General features: G+C 52.3%; 15 protein-coding genes. All 15 read left to right on the top strand.

Going from position 1 to position 15,676, the window contains the following annotated elements; translation table 11 throughout:
* Nucleotides 1–235, top strand: a 235-nt coding sequence (locus tag I4W07_RS09205) for a hypothetical protein (RefSeq protein ID WP_230317577.1), incomplete at its 5' end; no start/stop codon positions are given.
* Between the two features lie 582 nt (nucleotides 236–817).
* The gene (loaP, locus tag I4W07_RS08665; protein ID WP_196026371.1) at nucleotides 818–1,372 is read left to right on the top strand and encodes an antiterminator LoaP; all 555 of its coding nucleotides are present in this window, start codon (nucleotides 818–820) and stop codon (nucleotides 1,370–1,372) included.
* Nucleotides 1,373–1,452: 80 nt separating this feature from the next.
* Nucleotides 1,453–3,333, top strand: coding sequence for a polysaccharide biosynthesis protein (locus I4W07_RS08660; protein WP_230317575.1), 1,881 nt, complete (start codon nucleotides 1,453–1,455; stop codon nucleotides 3,331–3,333).
* A 15-nt stretch (nucleotides 3,334–3,348) separates the two neighbouring features.
* The gene (locus tag I4W07_RS08655; protein ID WP_196026370.1) at nucleotides 3,349–4,602 is read left to right on the top strand and encodes a DegT/DnrJ/EryC1/StrS family aminotransferase; all 1,254 of its coding nucleotides are present in this window, start codon (nucleotides 3,349–3,351) and stop codon (nucleotides 4,600–4,602) included.
* Nucleotides 4,595–5,314, top strand: coding sequence for a sugar transferase (locus I4W07_RS08650; protein ID WP_196026369.1), 720 nt, complete (start codon nucleotides 4,595–4,597; stop codon nucleotides 5,312–5,314). Before I4W07_RS08655 ends, I4W07_RS08650 begins: the two co-directional genes overlap by 8 nt.
* A complete protein-coding gene (locus I4W07_RS08645; RefSeq protein ID WP_271739783.1) occupies nucleotides 5,311–6,102 on the top strand; it encodes a glycosyltransferase family 2 protein in 792 nt (263 codons plus the stop codon). Before I4W07_RS08650 ends, I4W07_RS08645 begins: the two co-directional genes overlap by 4 nt.
* Before the next feature lie 25 nt (nucleotides 6,103–6,127).
* Entirely contained in the window at nucleotides 6,128–7,210 is a 1,083-nt protein-coding gene (locus I4W07_RS08640) for a glycosyltransferase (protein WP_196026368.1), read from the top strand.
* Nucleotides 7,194–8,333, top strand: a complete 1,140-nt coding sequence (locus I4W07_RS08635) for a glycosyltransferase family 1 protein (RefSeq protein WP_196026367.1) — start codon at nucleotides 7,194–7,196, stop codon at nucleotides 8,331–8,333. Before I4W07_RS08640 ends, I4W07_RS08635 begins: the two co-directional genes overlap by 17 nt.
* Nucleotides 8,334–9,416, top strand: coding sequence for an EpsG family protein (locus I4W07_RS08630; RefSeq protein ID WP_196026366.1), 1,083 nt, complete (start codon nucleotides 8,334–8,336; stop codon nucleotides 9,414–9,416). It abuts the gene before it with no gap.
* Nucleotides 9,417–9,443: 27 nt separating this feature from the next.
* Complete coding sequence (locus I4W07_RS08625; RefSeq protein ID WP_271739782.1) at nucleotides 9,444–10,370, top strand: ATP-grasp fold amidoligase family protein; 927 nt, start codon at nucleotides 9,444–9,446, stop codon at nucleotides 10,368–10,370.
* Between the two features lie 28 nt (nucleotides 10,371–10,398).
* Complete coding sequence (locus I4W07_RS08620) at nucleotides 10,399–10,791, top strand: ATP-grasp fold amidoligase family protein (protein WP_193221457.1); 393 nt, start codon at nucleotides 10,399–10,401, stop codon at nucleotides 10,789–10,791.
* A gap of 10 nt (nucleotides 10,792–10,801) precedes the next feature.
* Nucleotides 10,802–12,238 (top strand): lipopolysaccharide biosynthesis protein, encoded by a 1,437-nt coding sequence (locus tag I4W07_RS08615; protein WP_196026365.1) that lies wholly within the window; start codon nucleotides 10,802–10,804, stop codon nucleotides 12,236–12,238.
* A gap of 19 nt (nucleotides 12,239–12,257) precedes the next feature.
* Entirely contained in the window at nucleotides 12,258–12,788 is a 531-nt protein-coding gene (locus I4W07_RS09380; protein WP_412766520.1) for a serine acetyltransferase, read from the top strand.
* Between the two features lie 30 nt (nucleotides 12,789–12,818).
* Nucleotides 12,819–13,859 carry an NAD-dependent epimerase/dehydratase family protein gene (locus I4W07_RS08605; RefSeq protein ID WP_196026363.1) on the top strand — a complete coding sequence of 347 codons (1,041 nt, stop codon included), beginning with the start codon at nucleotides 12,819–12,821 and terminating at the stop codon, nucleotides 13,857–13,859.
* Between the two features lie 69 nt (nucleotides 13,860–13,928).
* Nucleotides 13,929–15,188 (top strand): nucleotide sugar dehydrogenase, encoded by a 1,260-nt coding sequence (locus I4W07_RS08600; RefSeq protein ID WP_196026362.1) that lies wholly within the window; start codon nucleotides 13,929–13,931, stop codon nucleotides 15,186–15,188.
* Nucleotides 15,189–15,676 lie beyond the last annotated feature (488 nt).

The following is a 15,676-nucleotide window of genomic DNA, read 5'->3' as shown; positions in this document are numbered from 1 at the left end:
CATTGTGGCATCCCGAGCCCGCGGAAAGAAGCTGCGCCGCGGGGGAGGCGACCCAAATGGCTTTCTCATATCGTCTTTTCATGCGAAAACACCACATGCCACAAACCTCACCTACGCCAACAAAAAGTTGCACAAATTATTTCCCATGTCTGTACATAGTTTGTTAGCCAAACGCGATTACCAGTGTAAATCGCCGTTCCATATGGGCTTCAGGAACGCGCCTAATCGCCGTTAGCATCCCATTAACCTGCGCCAACGTGAACAACATCCCAAAACAACCCCCTTAAGCACGTCAAATAAAGGATATGTTGTCCAACGCAGCCCAAATCAGTTTCACTAACAGCTTGTGCTAAGATACCTAACGTTACATGAGTTCAACTGTGCTCGCGGCTCCAGCAAGCCAAAAAGCGCAGGGTCGATCAGCATCCGGCCGTAACGGCGGTGCCAGAAAAACCACGAGCTCCAATATCGATTGCCATGCGCGATTTTTGGACTTGCTTTTGCTGCTATTTATAAGTTTGCATTAGACAGTGCAATTAGATGTTAAGGCAAACCATAGCAGTCCTTCAGCTGTTTGCGTGCGGTTCAGTTTTATCCCCGCTTGACTGGTTCGCACGCAGCCAGCTGGAGTCGCGGTCATTTTTGCGATACACGTCCGCGTCTCTAGTAACTGCACTCATACATACCGTTCACGGTGGGGCAGAGCCACGTGCTTGTCTAACTGGGCTCAGGGTTTGAATATGGAGCGCCTTCGCGCACAAGCGCCCTGGCGAAGCCATACCCAAACCCCGTGAGCCACACGTAAGACAGCAAGGGGGTGGTGCTCGTGTGGTATGTGATCCAGGTCATTAACGGTCGCGAAGACGTAATGCGCGAGCGCATCGAGCGCATGGTGCCGGCGAGTGCCATGCAAGAGCTCTTTTATCCCCAATTTCAAACCGAGATTAAAGTACGGGGCGAATGGGTCAATACGACCAAACCACTCTTTCCCGGTTATCTTATCTGCGATACGGCCGATCCCCGCACCGTGCAACAGCATCTGCTGCGCATGGACGACTTTGCCCGGGTGTTATCTCAGGATGGTCAGTTTGTGCCGCTGGCAAAAGAAGAGGTCCAGCTTATTGGCGGATTTACGCATAAGGGAGACCGTGTGGTGCCCATGAGCGAGGCCCTGAAAGACGGTGACCAGGTCGTAGTTACGGCAGGTCCGCTGCTGGGCCACGAAGGCCTTATCAAATCCATTAACAGACGCAAGAGCACTGCTTATTTGGAGCTCGATTTGTGCGGCCGACGCGTAACCACTCGCGTCGGCCTTGCCGTGCTTTCGAACGAGCAGCGTGCAATGCGAAACCTTAAAAAGGCGATCGCCTAGCTGCTGGCGACTGCTTAACGAAAAAGGGAGGATCCCCGGGGCCGGGGATAACGGAATCAATAGGGAAGAGAAGAAGAGTTTTGAACACCGAATCTAAGAGCGCAAAGCAAAAGGGGAAGCTGAGCGCCTTCGAGCCGTATGCGTTGATGGCATATGACATTGCGGCAACTTTTATTGCAGTGTTTGTCGCATCGTGGGGAACGCAGCATTGGGCGACGCTCAGCGGAGCAGCCGGCGCATGCCCGGCTATTCTTGTGCTTGCGCTTGTTAACGTTGTCGTCTTTTGGTTCTTCCACATGTATAGCAGCTTATGGCGCTATGCGAGCATTTCTGAGGCTGGACGTATTGTTGCTGCTGTAACGGTAGGCTCAGTCATTGGCGACGTTATCTTTAACGTGTTATTCGGCAAGGGCATGTCGCTCCGCGAGGATGTTATGGCATGGGCCGTTGTGCTCATCATTTGCGGTGGCGGACGCTTTGCCATTCGCGCCATTTATGGTAGCCAGCTCTGGCGATTTAAAAGCAATTCCGATGCGCATCTCCCGCGCACGCTCATCGTAGGAGCAGGGGAGACCGGCTCTCTCTCCATCAAACGTATGCTCAACGGAGACCCTGATATGATCGGTGATCCGGTTGCCGTTGTTGACGATGACCCCAATAAACAAAACCAGCGTATTCATGACGTTAAGGTGTGCGGTACTTGCGCCGATATCCCTACTATTGCGCACGATTGTGAAGCGGAGCAGATTGTCGTGGCAATTCCGAGCGCCACGCATGAAGAGCGTCAGCGTATCTATGACCTATGCATGAAGACAGGCCTTAGGGTCCTCACGCTCCCCAATGTCCGCGATATTCCGCAGGATGGAATAGGCAGGGTTGCCCTTCGTGAGGTCGAAATCAGTGACTTGCTTTCTCGCGAGGAGAAGTCGCTTGACCTTAACCAGATGGGTTATGTTACCGGTAAACGCATTTTGGTCACGGGCGGCGGCGGATCTATTGGCTCAGAGCTTGTACGTCAGTTGCTTCCGGCAAAACCTGCGCAAATCGTGTTGTTCGACATTTACGAGAACACTACCTACGAGCTATATCACGACATCATCAAGACCGCTCATGATCAAGGCACTGATATTCAAGTCTATATCGGCTCCATTACGCATCTCCCAGCGATTACCAAGGTCTTTGAGAAGTACCATCCTCAAGTTGTTTTCCACGCTGCAGCCCACAAGCACGTTCCTCTTATGGAACACAACGCTCGCGAGGCAATCGAGAATAACGTTTTTGGCACGCTCAACGTCGTGCGTCTTGCCGACAAGTATCAGTGCAGCCATTATGTGCAGATTTCTACCGATAAGGCGGTTAATCCCACTAACGTAATGGGTGCCACCAAGCGTATGGACGAGATGATCGTTCAGTATTACGCGGCAAACAGTAAGACCATCTTTACGGCTGTTCGCTTTGGCAATGTTCTGGGTAGTCATGGATCGGTTATTCCGTTGTTTAAGCGCCAGCTTCGTGAGGGTGGCCCTATCACCATTACGCACAAGGACATCACGCGTTACTTCATGACCATCCCCGAGGCTAGTAAGTTGGTCATTACTGCTGGCGCACTTGCTCATGGCGGCGAGATCTTTGTTCTGGACATGGGTGAGCCGGTCAAGATCTATGACCTTGCCATCAACCTTATTACGCTGAGCGGTCTTAAGCCTGGCAAAGATATCCAGATCAAAGAAGTCGGCCTGCGTCCTGGCGAAAAGATGTACGAGGAGCTCCTTATGGACAATGAGCAGCTCCTGCCTACCAAGCATTCCGAGATTCGCATCTCCACAGCCGAGGCCGACAAGATGGAAGAGATTAAAGACAAGCTTGAGAAGCTTCATGTCTGCCTCGACAAGGATAACGACACGGTTAAGTCCGTGCTCGCTGAGGTTGTACCTACATATCATCCGCAGTTTAACGATTAGGGATAAGGAGTCACGATGGACATTAAGCCCTTTGAGAACAAGGTTTGGCTAAGCTCGCCTACCATGCACGGCGATGAGCTCAAATACATTACCGAGGCATATGAGACCAACTGGATGTCGACGGTAGGCGAGAATATCAACGAAATCGAACGCCAAATGGCCGAAAAGATTGGTTGCGGCTATGCCGTTGCCCTTTCTTGCGGTACTTCTGCCTTGCATCTTGCCATGAAGCTCGCTGGAATTAAGCCCGGTGATGAGGTCCTTTGCAGCGATATGACGTTCGACGCAACGGTGAACCCAGTTGTTTACGAGGGCGGTGTCCCTGTATTTATCGATACTGAGCGAGACACTTGGAATATGGATCCCGTCGCTCTTGAAAAGGCTTTCGAACTGCATCCGACTGCAAAGGTCGTTGTGGCGGCGCATCTTTACGGAACGCCTGGCAAAGTCGAAGAGCTTCGTTCAATTTGCGATGCGCACGGGGCTGTCCTTGTTGAGGATGCTGCTGAGTCACTTGGCGCCACGTATAAGGGTCGTCAGACTGGTACGTTTGGTGACATCAGCGCCATTAGCTTTAACGGCAATAAGATCATTACCGGTTCCGCTGGTGGCATGCTTTTAACTGATAGCAAAGAGGCAGCCGATAAAACGCGCAAATGGTCGACCCAGTCGCGTGAAGCCGCTCCCTGGTACCAGCATGAGGAGCTTGGTTATAACTATCGCATGAGCAATGTAATTGCCGGTGTCGTGCGTGGCCAGATTCCGTATCTGGAGGAGCATATTGCCCAAAAGAAGGCTATTTACATGCGTTACAAAGAGGGCTTTAAGGGTCTGCCGGTGAGCATGAACCCCTATGACCCTAACGTTTGTGAGCCGAACTTCTGGCTTTCTTGCCTACTAATAGACCCTGACGCAATGTGCAAACAGGTTCGAGGCGAGAGTGAGGCACTTTACGTAAGCGAGCCTGGCAAGAGCTGTCCTACCGAGATTCTTGAGGCTATTGCTGCCTTTAACGCCGAGGGTCGTCCAATCTGGAAGCCTATGCACATGCAGCCTATTTATCGCATGAATGCTTTCGTAACGCGCGAGGGCAATGGTCGAGCTAAGACCAACGCGTATATTTCCGGCGGTGCAACGGGTACAGATGGCTTGCCTTTGGATGTGGGCGCCGATATCTTCCATCGTGGTCTCTGTCTGCCCTCCGACAACAAGATGACGCCCGAACAACAGGACGTGATCATCGAAGTGATTAGGCGTTGTTTTGAGTAGGTCGGGTAACGAAACTTTCTACCAACGTTATGGTAAACGGGTCATTGACCTGTGCCTGTCTCTTGTCCTGCTTATTCTCTTCTGGTGGGTACTGGCAATCGTGGCAATTCTGGTGCGTGTGAAATTGGGCGGCCCTGTGCTGTTCAAACAGCCTCGCCCGGGCAAGGATGAAAAGATATTCAAGCTGTATAAGTTTCGTACTATGACAGACGAGCGCGACGAAAAGGGGAATCTTTTGCCCGACGAGGTGCGCTTGACAAGGTTTGGCAAGGCTTTGCGTGCGACGAGCTTGGATGAGCTGCCAGAGGTGCTCAACATCGTGCGAGGCGAGATGGCTATTATCGGTCCGCGTCCGCAGCTGGTGCGCGATATGGTGTTCATGACGCACGAACAGCGCAAGCGCCATTTTGTGCGGCCGGGTCTTTCTGGGTTGGCCCAGGTGAACGGGCGTAACGCCATTGCCTGGGATGACAAGCTTGCCTACGACCTGGACTATATCGAGCACATTACATTCGCGGGTGATGCCGCCATTTTCTTTAAGACCCTCGCCAAAGCCTTCTTGAAACATGAAGGCATTACCGAGGACGGCATGGCCACTTCCGCCGACTACGGCGACTATTTGCTTGCCGAGGGCCGCGTGACGTGCGAAGAGTACTACGACCTGCAAGAGCAGGCGAAGAAACTATTGAACGAAACGGTCGTGATTCAGTGAGGGAAAACGCTCAGGAGTTCGGCCTTGTATCCGTCGTAATGCCATCCTACAACTCTGAAGACTTTATTGCGGAAAGCATAAAGAGCGTACAGTCGCAGACATACGGCGACTGGGAGCTGCTGATCGTTGACGATTGCTCGACGGACGGCACCGTCGCTGTCGCTGAGGCGATAGCCATGGATGACTCGCGCGTCCACGTTTTCTCAAACGAGCGCAACTCGGGCGCGGCATGCTCGCGTAACCGCGCGCTTCGAGAGGCAAAGGGCGACTGGATCGCCTTTCTGGACAGCGATGACCTTTGGGCGCCGGACAAGCTGGAGGGGCAGCTCGCGTTCATGCGCAAAAGCGGCTGCAGTTTTTCGTACACGGAGTATGAGACGATGGACGAGGGCGGAGAGTCCCAAGGGCGTCGCTTCTCGGGGCCTGCGCTTATTACACACTCAGGCATGCGCCGTTATTGCTGGCCAGGGTGTTTGACCGTAATGTACGATGCGCATGAGGTCGGCATGGTGCAGATAGCCGACCTGAAAAAGCACAACGACTATGCCATGTGGCTGAAGGCGGCCAAGAAAGCTGACTGCATGCTGTTGCCTGAGGTGCTCGGGCGATATCGGGTGAGAACGTCTTCTGTCTCGCACGGAGTTGGACTCAGGGGCCAGGTCGCTCATCTCTACGTTCTCTGGCACGAGGGCGAGGGTATGTCGGCTCCGCTCGCTTGCTGGAGGACATTCATAAATCTGGTTTTTGGTGCGTACAAGAAGATGAAGTACGTCAGCAACTGTGACTGAACATGCGAGGCAAGGCTTTCTATAGATGGAAATTACTAAACAGATAAAGACGGTCGGCATTATCGGGCACTTTGCTGAGGGGCTCGACATGGCGGATGGTCAGGTCGTGAAGACTCGAACTGTCCGTGAGTTGTTGCGCGATGTCTGCGGGAATGAGAATGTCAGATCTGTCGACACGCGTGGGTGGCAGAAGCACCCGATTGCACTTATTCGTGAGTGTACCGAACTCGCGAAGTTCTCTGATGTCCTCATTATGCTTCCGGCCCATAACGGACTGAAAGTCTTTGCGCCTTTGCTCATTAACTTGCGGAAGCGACATGGCTGTAAAGTCGTGTATTCAGTTATCGGCGGGTGGCTCGCCGAATTTATAGCCGGACAGTCTTTGCTCACGAAGAAGCTCAAATCGTTCGATGCGATACTGGTTGAGTCCCAACGAGTTAAGGCTCTGCTCACCGATCAAGGCTTCGAAAACGTGCTCGTCGCATATAACTACAAGCGCCTGCCACTTCTCGAATCCTCCGAACTTGAGAAGCCATCCGGTGAGCCATGGCCTTTAGCGGTCTTCTCCCGCATCTACGAGGACAAAGGCATTGACGACATCGTGTGGGCTGTGCGCAAGGCGAACAGCCAGCTTGGTCGTCGCGCCTTCAGGCTCGACATTTACGGAAACGTCCTAGCCGAGTACAAGGAGCACTTCCACGCGCTCATGGCAGACTGCGACGTCTCCGAGGTCGCCTACAAGGGCGTGGCGCCCGCGGGCGAGAGCACTTCGGTCCTCAACGGGTACCTTGCCCTGACCTTTCCAACGAGGTGCCCGGGCGAAGGCGTCCCAGGCACCGTGGTCGATGCTTACTGTGCCGGTATCCCCGTAATTGCGTCGCAATGGCCAAGTTATGCCGAGATGGTCCAAGAAGGCGAAACGGGCTTGACGTATGAATTCTGCAATCGTGAGGCGTTGCTGGATATCCTACTTAATCCCAGGCTGCCCAAGCAGCTGCTTGAAATGAAAAAATCTTGCCTTCACAAGGGGCACGACTACTCGTACGAAACGGGCTTGAGGACATTCAAGCTTCTTGTTGAAAGCAATTTCGATGTGCACAAACAATAAACCTCAGCGACTGCTCTGCATTGTGTCGAATATGGACACAGGTGGTGCTGAAACATTCTTAATGAAGATGTATCGACAGCTAGATCGAACGCGTTATCAGATGGACTTTGTTGTTTCCGGCGATAAGCGAGGCTATTACGAAGACGAAATCGAACGCCTTGGAGGCAGAGTTTTTAGAATCACTCGTAAAACGAAAGATTTTTCTGCCTACCGACGCGAGCTCACACTTGCAGTTCGTGATGATGGATGCCCCAACGTGCTTCGTATTGGATCGGATGCACTTTCAGCAATAGATCTCTGGGTTGCCAAGAAAGCGGGTGCATCTCGACTTTTTATGCGTTCAAGTAACGCCAGTGACGGCAAGGGTGTTATTGGTCAGTTTATTCAGAAAGCTATTCGCCGCCCTTTGACTTCAATTGCAGATGTAAAGATTGCACCTTCTGACCTTGCTGCCGAATATGCTTTTGGTCCTAAAGCAATTAGGCGGGGTGAAGTTCGTTATCTTCACAATGCTCTTGATCTTAATCAATATCAGTTTTCTCTTGAAATGCGTAGGTCAATTCGCAATGAACTCGGTTTAAACGACAATTCTCTTGTTGTTGGACATGTTGGGCGCTTTACTGCTCAGAAGAACCATGAATTCCTTCTTAAAGTATTTGCTGAATTACTAAAACAAAGATCTGACGCCCGTCTCGTGTTGGTGGGCATGGGAGAGCTTGAGCACAATATTCGTGAGAAAGCAAAAGTTTTGGGAGTACTTTCTAATATCATTTTTACTGGCCTGCGCTCTGATATCCCGGCTTTATTGTCTGCATTCGATGTTTTCGTTCTGCCATCATTATATGAGGGCATGCCAAATGTCGTAATTGAAGCTCAGGCCGCAGGCCTTCATTGCGTCGTTTCTGACACGGTAACGAGAGAAGTAAATGTCACAGGCGATGTTGCGTTCCTGCCCTTTACTGATACTGATCTTTGGGTTAATTCGGTGTTGTGTGCTGGCGAAGCAGCAAGAGTTGATAAACGAAATCAGATGGCAGATGCCGGTTATGACATCAATGAAGAAGTCAAGCGATTCGTTACCCTGGTCTATGGAGCCGACGATAACGCTCGGGAGTTACAGTAAATGATTCCATATTTAACCTTTATCATCATTGCTGGAATCGTTGCCCTTATCTATAGGGGCGTTTGCGAGGGCGGAGATATCCGAAAGAGCGATGGGCTAAAGGATGTTAACTGGACGCCTTACGCCGCCTGCCTTTGCGTCGCCCTTATCTGTTTTGTGGCTGTCCGCGATATTACAGTCGGAGCGGATAATCCAAATTACCTCGGATCCTTACATTACTATGCGGGCATCTCGTGGGGTGAGGTGTTTACCGCTAAGCTCGTATGGCCATACGATTATGAACCGCTTTACTTCCTGCTTACGAAAATTTGCGCTCATTTCTTTTTATCTGACCATGCATTCTTTTTTATTATCGGTATTTTGATTTATCCACTGGTATTTGATTTTTTTATACGCTATAGCGAATCTCCCTATGTCAGCTTTCTCATCTACTGCGCTTTAAGCCTCTTTGCATATAGCCTAGGTGTTTACCGCCAGATGATTGCTCTTTCGATTTGTTTATTTTCAACTCGTTGGATCGACTCTAATAAACCAATTCCATTTGTTCTCACCATAGTTCTTGCCATGGCCTTCCATTCATCATCGATATGCTTCGCTCTTCTCTGGTTTTACAAAAAAATAGATGTAATGCACTTACTTAAGATTGCGATTCCTGTCTCCTTTCTCTTCCTTGCTCTTGGGCGCGCTTTGGCAATGGTGGCTGTAAAGATTTTTCCGCAGTATGCTCATTTTGTTGGTTCTAAATATGATGTTGAAGGCGGAAGCTTTAGCATGCTCGTCATTCTCTTATTTGTGGCGGTTGTTGTTCTTTACGCGCTTCGGGATACGAATGATTTCGAAAAAAGTCCTCAAATGGTGAAGGTCTCTATTTTTGCGCTGAGTCTAGCGCTGTGTCTCCAGGCTGCATCATATTCAATGGTCATCATGGGACGTGTTCTCTCTTATTATTCTATTTTCTTAGCCATTCTTATTCCTTATTTGATGATGCATTGTTTTGGCAGACATGGACGAGTGCTGAGTTTTTATTTCGTAGTACCTATCTCCATCGCTTTATTTGCCAACAGTATGTCAACTTTAATTTAGTCATCCACTGTAATTCAGGAGTTTCAAGTGAACAAGCTTTCAAAGTTTATTAATAACCCTTGGATAGCATACGTTTTCGCTGCTGGATATGGGCTCACCAATTGGGTCCCCGATGAGCCCCATCTAAAGGCAATGTTTAGGGGGACGGTTGGTGAAAAGCTCGATCTTAAAAATCCAAAGACATTCAATGAAAAGCTTCAGTGGCTTAAATTGCATGATAAGAACCCCCTTTATAACACTCTAGTGGATAAGTATCGAGTGAAACCTTGGGTCGCGGAGCGTATCGGCGTGGAGCATGTCACCAAGACCTACGCGATGTGGGAGGAAGTTGAGGATATCGATATCACGGATCTTCCTGACCGGTTCGTACTCAAGACAAATCACGATTGCGGAGGCGTTGCCATCTGCAGCGACCGAAGCACCTTTGATCTCGATGCTGCGAAGAAGAAATTGGCGAAGCACCTTAAGACCAATTACTTCTGGCGTACCCGAGAGTGGCCATATAAGGATGTCAAACCATGTGTTTTCGCCGAGGAGTATCTTGATCCTGCTGAGGGCAAAAGCGATCTGACTGATTACAAGATTATGTGTTTTGATGGAAAGGCCTGCTGCGAGTTCACTTGCACCGATCGATCCGAGGGCGACTTGCGCGTTGATTTCTTCGACCCCGAATGGAACCATCTGCCGTTTACCAGGCATTATCCCAACGCGGACATTCCTCCGAAAGCACCTGCGAGCTTGAAACAAATGGTTTCTGACGCTGAGCTGCTATCAAAGGAGATTCCGTTCGTTCGGGCCGACTTTTATGAGGTTGCCGGTCAGTATTACTTCGGAGAACTGACATTCTTCCCAGGCGGTGGTTTTGAGGAGTTCGACCCTTCCTTGTGGGATGAAAAGCTCGGCTCCTGGATACAACTCCCCGATAGTATCGGGGGGGGGGTGCTTCCAAAATGAAACAACGATATTGTGGGTCCATGGCATTGTGAAACGTGATAACTCTCCGGCAGACTATAAGGTCAGCTGTTTTAATGGCGTACCAAAGCTCATCGAAGTTCATCGCGGGCGTTTTTCCAACCATACGTGCGACTATTTCACTCCAAGTTGGGATTCCCTGCCTGATCTCGAATGGGGCGACATACCCAAGTCCAATTATAAGATCCCTGCTCCTTCGAGACTCAACGAGATGCTCAATTACAGCTCAGTTCTTACCGAAGGGTTCCCAGAAATGCGCGCTGATTGGTATTTAGCGGGGGATAGACTCATCTTCGGCGAGCTTACGCTTTTCAACGATGGCGGGTTCGGCGCTATAGATGATGCGGACGACTCTCTTCTTGGTTCCTTTATTGATCTTGACTTAGCTTTTGGGAAAAAATGATTGAAGGAAGATGACTGACGAATTAACTCAAAAGGCTTCTTCGGCTACCAAATGGTCCCTTGTGACCGAGGTGGTCGTTAAGCTAATATCACCGCTTACCCAGATCGCCCTTGCGCATATTCTTGCGCCAGAGGCTTTCGGTGTTGTGGCTACCGTTACCATGGTAACGAGCTTCGCGGACATGCTTTCGGATGCGGGTTTTCAGAAGTACCTCATCCAGCACGAGTTCAGGGACAAGTCCCATCTCTTCCGAAGTGCTAACGTCGCCTTTGTGACGAACTTGTTCGTCTCCTTAGCACTCTGGTCTCTCGTAGCTTTATTCAACGAGCCTCTTGCCGCCCTTGTGGGCAACGATGGCCTTGGAATTGTCCTCATCGTCGCTTGTGCTTCTCTTCCCCTTACCGCCTTGAGCAGCATCCAGCTTGCGCTGTTTCACAGGGCCTTCTCCTTTAAGGAGTTATTTGTCGTCAGGGTCGCAGTGGCCCTCGTCCCTATGTTTGTTACTGTACCCTTAGCGCTTCTCGGTTTCGACTTCTGGTCGCTTGTGATCGGCACTATTATCGGCAACTTAGTGAATTCTCTAGTCTTGACCCTTAAGTCGGATTGGAAGCCTTCCCTTTTTTACTCATTTGCCGAATTGAAGGAGATGCTGTCATTCAGTTCATGGACGCTTCTCGAGCAGTTTTCCATTTGGCTTACGTCTTGGATGGGAACTTTCATCGTAGGCTCCCTGTTAACTCCGTACTACCTTGGTCTTTACAAGACATCAATCTCAATGGTTAATACCGGCATGGGCATCATCACGAGTGCGACAACTCCCGTGCTATTTGCTGAACTATCTCGAAGGCAGAGTGACGATGAATCGTTTCAGCTCGCCTTTTTCCACATGCAGGAAAAGGTCGCCTTGTTCGTCGTTCCTCTGGGTTTCGGGATTTTTCTTTACCGTGACTTCGTGACTAGCCTCGTGCTTGGACCGCAGTGGTCTGAGGGCTCTTTGATGTTTGGTCTATGGGCCTTAAGCAGTGCCGTAGTGATACCGATCGGCTATTATGCAAGCGAGGTCTTCAGAGCTAAGGGCAGACCAAAGCTATCCTTTGCCTCGCAGGTCTCCTATCTCCTAGTCATGGTTCCAGTAACTTACTATGCCGCATCCCTCGACTTTAATGAGTTTGCGCTCTATAGCTCACTTTTACGTCTGGTAGCCATCGGAATCGACGTCTTCATCCTCAAAGCCTTTATTAAATTCCCTGTTGGCAAAATGATTGCTCGCTTGCTTCCGATTTTTGCTTGCTCCGTCGTGATGTTCACCTCTGGCTGGGTTCTTGATAGCAGCTGTCTCCCGACCATCCCTGGGATAATCATGTGTGTGATTGTTTACGCACTGTGCTGCGAGATTTTCCCGTCGACTCGCAAACAACTTAATTCGCTTTATTCGAGATTTCTCTAATAGATTGGCTATGTAACTTATGTTTGGTAAACAAAAACGGGGGGGGTGCCCCGATTGGCAGCGTTATGGAGAAGACACTTCACTTATGACTGACCACGCCCTCAGATTTCTATGGGTGCTCCGAAAGACCCAGCGCTCCTCCAATCCTATCTGGAGGTTGATGTTGCATCATATGCGCGAAAGGTATGGACTCGAGATATCCCGCTCAACTGATATCGGACCGGGCCTTTATCTGGGCCACGCATACAATATCACGGTGAACCCGGCTGCCATCATCGGCTCGAATTGCAACCTGCATAAGGGCGTGACTATTGGCCAAGAGAACCGAGGGAAGCGTGAGGGTGCTCCGGTAATTGGGGATTGCGTCTGGATAGGCGTCAATGCGACCTTGGTCGGCAGAATCTCGGTGGGAAACGATGTCCTTATTGCCCCTGGGGCGTACGTGAACTGCGACGTTCCTAGCCACTCGATTGTGCTAGGCAATCCTTGTCGCGTGATTCCTCGAGTTGGCGCAACGGGTGGATATATTAACCGCAAGGTGCAAATTTAGAACTCTAACCTACCTAACGAAAGAGATTATATGACAACTAGAAAAGTGCTCGTCACCGGGGCCGCGGGCTTCATCGGTGCATTTCTCGTCAAGAAGCTGCTCGAAGAGATCGATGATGCCATCGTCGGCCTCGACAATCTCAACAGCTATTATGATCCTGGCATCAAGGACGCGCGCCTTCGCATGCTTGCCGAGGCCGATATCAACGGCTGCTTCACCTTCGTGCGCGGCGATTTGTGCGATGCCAACCTCATCGAGCGCCTGTTCGCACAGAACGGCTTCGACGTCGTTGTGAACCTCGCCGCCCAGGCGGGCGTCCGCTACTCCATCGAGAACCCGCGCGCCTACCTGGAGAGCAACCTCGTCGGCTTCTTCAACGTGCTCGAGGCCTGCCGCCACCACCCGGTCAAGCACCTGGTCTACGCCAGCTCCAGCTCGGTCTACGGCGGCAACAAGAAGGTGCCGTTCTCGGAGGAGGACCGCGTCGACTCGCCGGTGTCGCTCTACGCCGCCACCAAGAAGTCTAATGAGCTCATGGCCGCGGCTTACTCCAAGCTCTACTCCATCCCGGCCACCGGCCTGCGCTTCTTTACGGTGTACGGCCCCATGGGCAGGCCCGACATGGCCTACTTCGGCTTCACCGAGAAGCTGCGCCGCGGGGACACCATCAAGATCTTCAACATGGGCGACTGCCGCCGCGACTTCACCTACGTCGACGACATCGTAGAGGGCGTGAAACGTGTAATGGACGCCGCGCCCGAGGTGAAGATGGGCGAGGACGGGCTGCCCCTCGCCGCGCACCGCGTCTACAACATCGGCAACTCTCATCCCGAGAACCTGCTCGACTTCGTCGACACGCTGCAACGCGTGCTGGTGGAGGAGGGCGTGCTGCCTGCGGACTACGACTTCGAGGCCCACAAGCAACTCGTGCCGATGCAGCCCGGCGACGTGCCCGTCACCTACGCCGACACCACGGCGCTCCAGCGCGACCTGGGCTACAAGCCCGCGACGCCGCTTGAGGACGGCCTGAGGGCCTTTGCCAAGTGGTATAAGCGCTACTACAACATTTAGGAAATCATGGCCCTGTAACAGGGGCCATTTTTCATGCGAATTATTGTTCTTTGACAATTGGAGAATGACATGAAGATCGCTGTCGCCGGTACCGGCTACGTCGGACTGTCCCTCGCCGTCCTGCTCTCGCAGCACAACGAGGTTCACGCGCTGGATATCGTGCCCGAAAAGGTCGAGAAGATCAACAACTACCAGTCGCCCATCCAGGACGACGAGATCGAGCGCTTCCTGGCGGAGGCCAAGGCGGGGGAGCGCCAGCTCGACCTGCACGCCACCGTCGACGTGGCCGAGGCCTACACCGGCGCCGACTACGCCGTCATCGCCACGCCCACCAACTATGACTCGGACAGGAACTTCTTCGACACGAGCTCCGTCGAGGCCGCCATCGCCGCCGTGCGCTCGGTGAACCCGGACGCCTGGATCGTCATCAAGTCGACCATCCCCGTCGGCTACACCTCGGGCCTTCGCGAGAGGCTGGGCGACAGCAAGATCTTCTTCAGTCCCGAGTTCCTGCGCGAGAGCAAGGCTCTCTACGACAACCTGCATCCCTCTCGTATCGTGGTCGGCGCGCCGAAGGATGACGCCGAGGCCGTTGTAGCCGCCGAGAAGTTCGCCGGCCTGCTCGCTCAGGGTGCCGATCCTGCCGAGTTGGAGCGCGTGAACGCCGACGGCACCGTGGGCATCCCCGAGCTCGTGCTGGGCACCACCGAGGCCGAGGCCGTCAAGCTCTTCGCCAACACCTACCTGGCGCTGCGCGTCGCCTACTTCAACGAGCTCGACACCTACTGCGAGGTCCGCGGCCTCAACACCCGCGACGTCATCGACGGCGTGTGCCTGGAGCCGCGCATCGGGTCGCACTACAACAACCCCAGCTTCGGCTACGGCGGCTACTGCCTGCCCAAGGACACCAAGCAGCTGCTGGCCAACTACAAGGACGTGCCGCAGAACCTGATCGAGGCCATCGTCGAGGCCAACCGCACCCGCAAGGACTTCGTCGCCGACGAGGTGCTGCAGATGGTGTGGGATCGCGTCTACGAGGGCAAGCCGAAGCCGGTCGTGGGCGTCTACCGCCTGACGATGAAGTCCAACTCGGACAACTTCCGCGCGAGCTCCATCCAGGGCGTCATGAAGCGCGTGAAGGCCAAGGGCGTGCCCATGGTGGTCTACGAGCCCACGCTGGACGCGCCGGAGTTCTTCGGCTCCGAGGTGACCCACGACCTGGAGGCGTTCAAAGCCGGCTGCGACGTGATCGTCGCCAACCGCTGGAGCGATGAGCTCGCGGACGTGGCGGACAAGGTGTATACCAGGGATCTGTTTAAGCGGGACTAGGGGAGAGGGGACTTTCCCAAGTTGGGCTGCTTTAGTCATTCGCTAGGTTAACTGCATCGAGAGCGGGCGAGTATCGGCTAACGCCGATACTCGCCCGCTTTTTACTTTCGGCTTCGATTTTTAAAACGATCGATATTAATCTATTCGAGGCGCGTGCTCTGATGGGTTTGAACTGACAAATTTCAACGCATAATTGCGTGCCATCGAAGAGACCAGGGTATGAGTCCAACGATATGAATAATCCCTACTCTTCTGAGATTGCATTGCAATGTAATCTTTAAACCTCTGATGTCGCTATTTGCGTTCAATGGGGGTATGAATGAAAGGATGAGAATTGTCGTCGGAATACTGCCAGCCTGGCGCAGGCGACCCATATTGGTTCGAATGGTATGTCGGACTCGACTACGTGATCGGTAGTGTCGAGAAAGTTGGTGTAGAGCCCCATCCGAAGCGAGTCGGCCCGGCGTCCTAGAATCTGGAATACGGTT

It is taken from the genome of Collinsella aerofaciens (genome assembly GCF_015670745.1).
GTDB lineage: Bacteria > Actinomycetota > Coriobacteriia > Coriobacteriales > Coriobacteriaceae > Collinsella > Collinsella aerofaciens_T.
The sequence above is the reverse complement of the archived record's forward strand: the minus strand, read 5'-3'. Positions and strand labels throughout refer to the sequence as shown.

Coding starts and splice junctions, on each gene's coding strand:
- I4W07_RS08655 (WP_196026370.1), top strand. CDS start 3,349: ATGGACATTAAGCCCTTTGAGAACAAGGTTTGGCTAAGCTCGCCTACC.
- I4W07_RS08640 (WP_196026368.1), top strand. CDS start 6,128: ATGGAAATTACTAAACAGATAAAGACGGTCGGCATTATCGGGCACTTT.
- I4W07_RS08635 (WP_196026367.1), top strand. CDS start 7,194: ATGTGCACAAACAATAAACCTCAGCGACTGCTCTGCATTGTGTCGAAT.
- I4W07_RS08630 (WP_196026366.1), top strand. CDS start 8,334: ATGATTCCATATTTAACCTTTATCATCATTGCTGGAATCGTTGCCCTT.
- I4W07_RS08615 (WP_196026365.1), top strand. CDS start 10,802: ATGACTGACGAATTAACTCAAAAGGCTTCTTCGGCTACCAAATGGTCC.
- I4W07_RS09380 (WP_412766520.1), top strand. CDS start 12,258: ATGTTTGGTAAACAAAAACGGGGGGGGTGCCCCGATTGGCAGCGTTAT.
- I4W07_RS08605 (WP_196026363.1), top strand. CDS start 12,819: ATGACAACTAGAAAAGTGCTCGTCACCGGGGCCGCGGGCTTCATCGGT.
- I4W07_RS08600 (WP_196026362.1), top strand. CDS start 13,929: ATGAAGATCGCTGTCGCCGGTACCGGCTACGTCGGACTGTCCCTCGCC.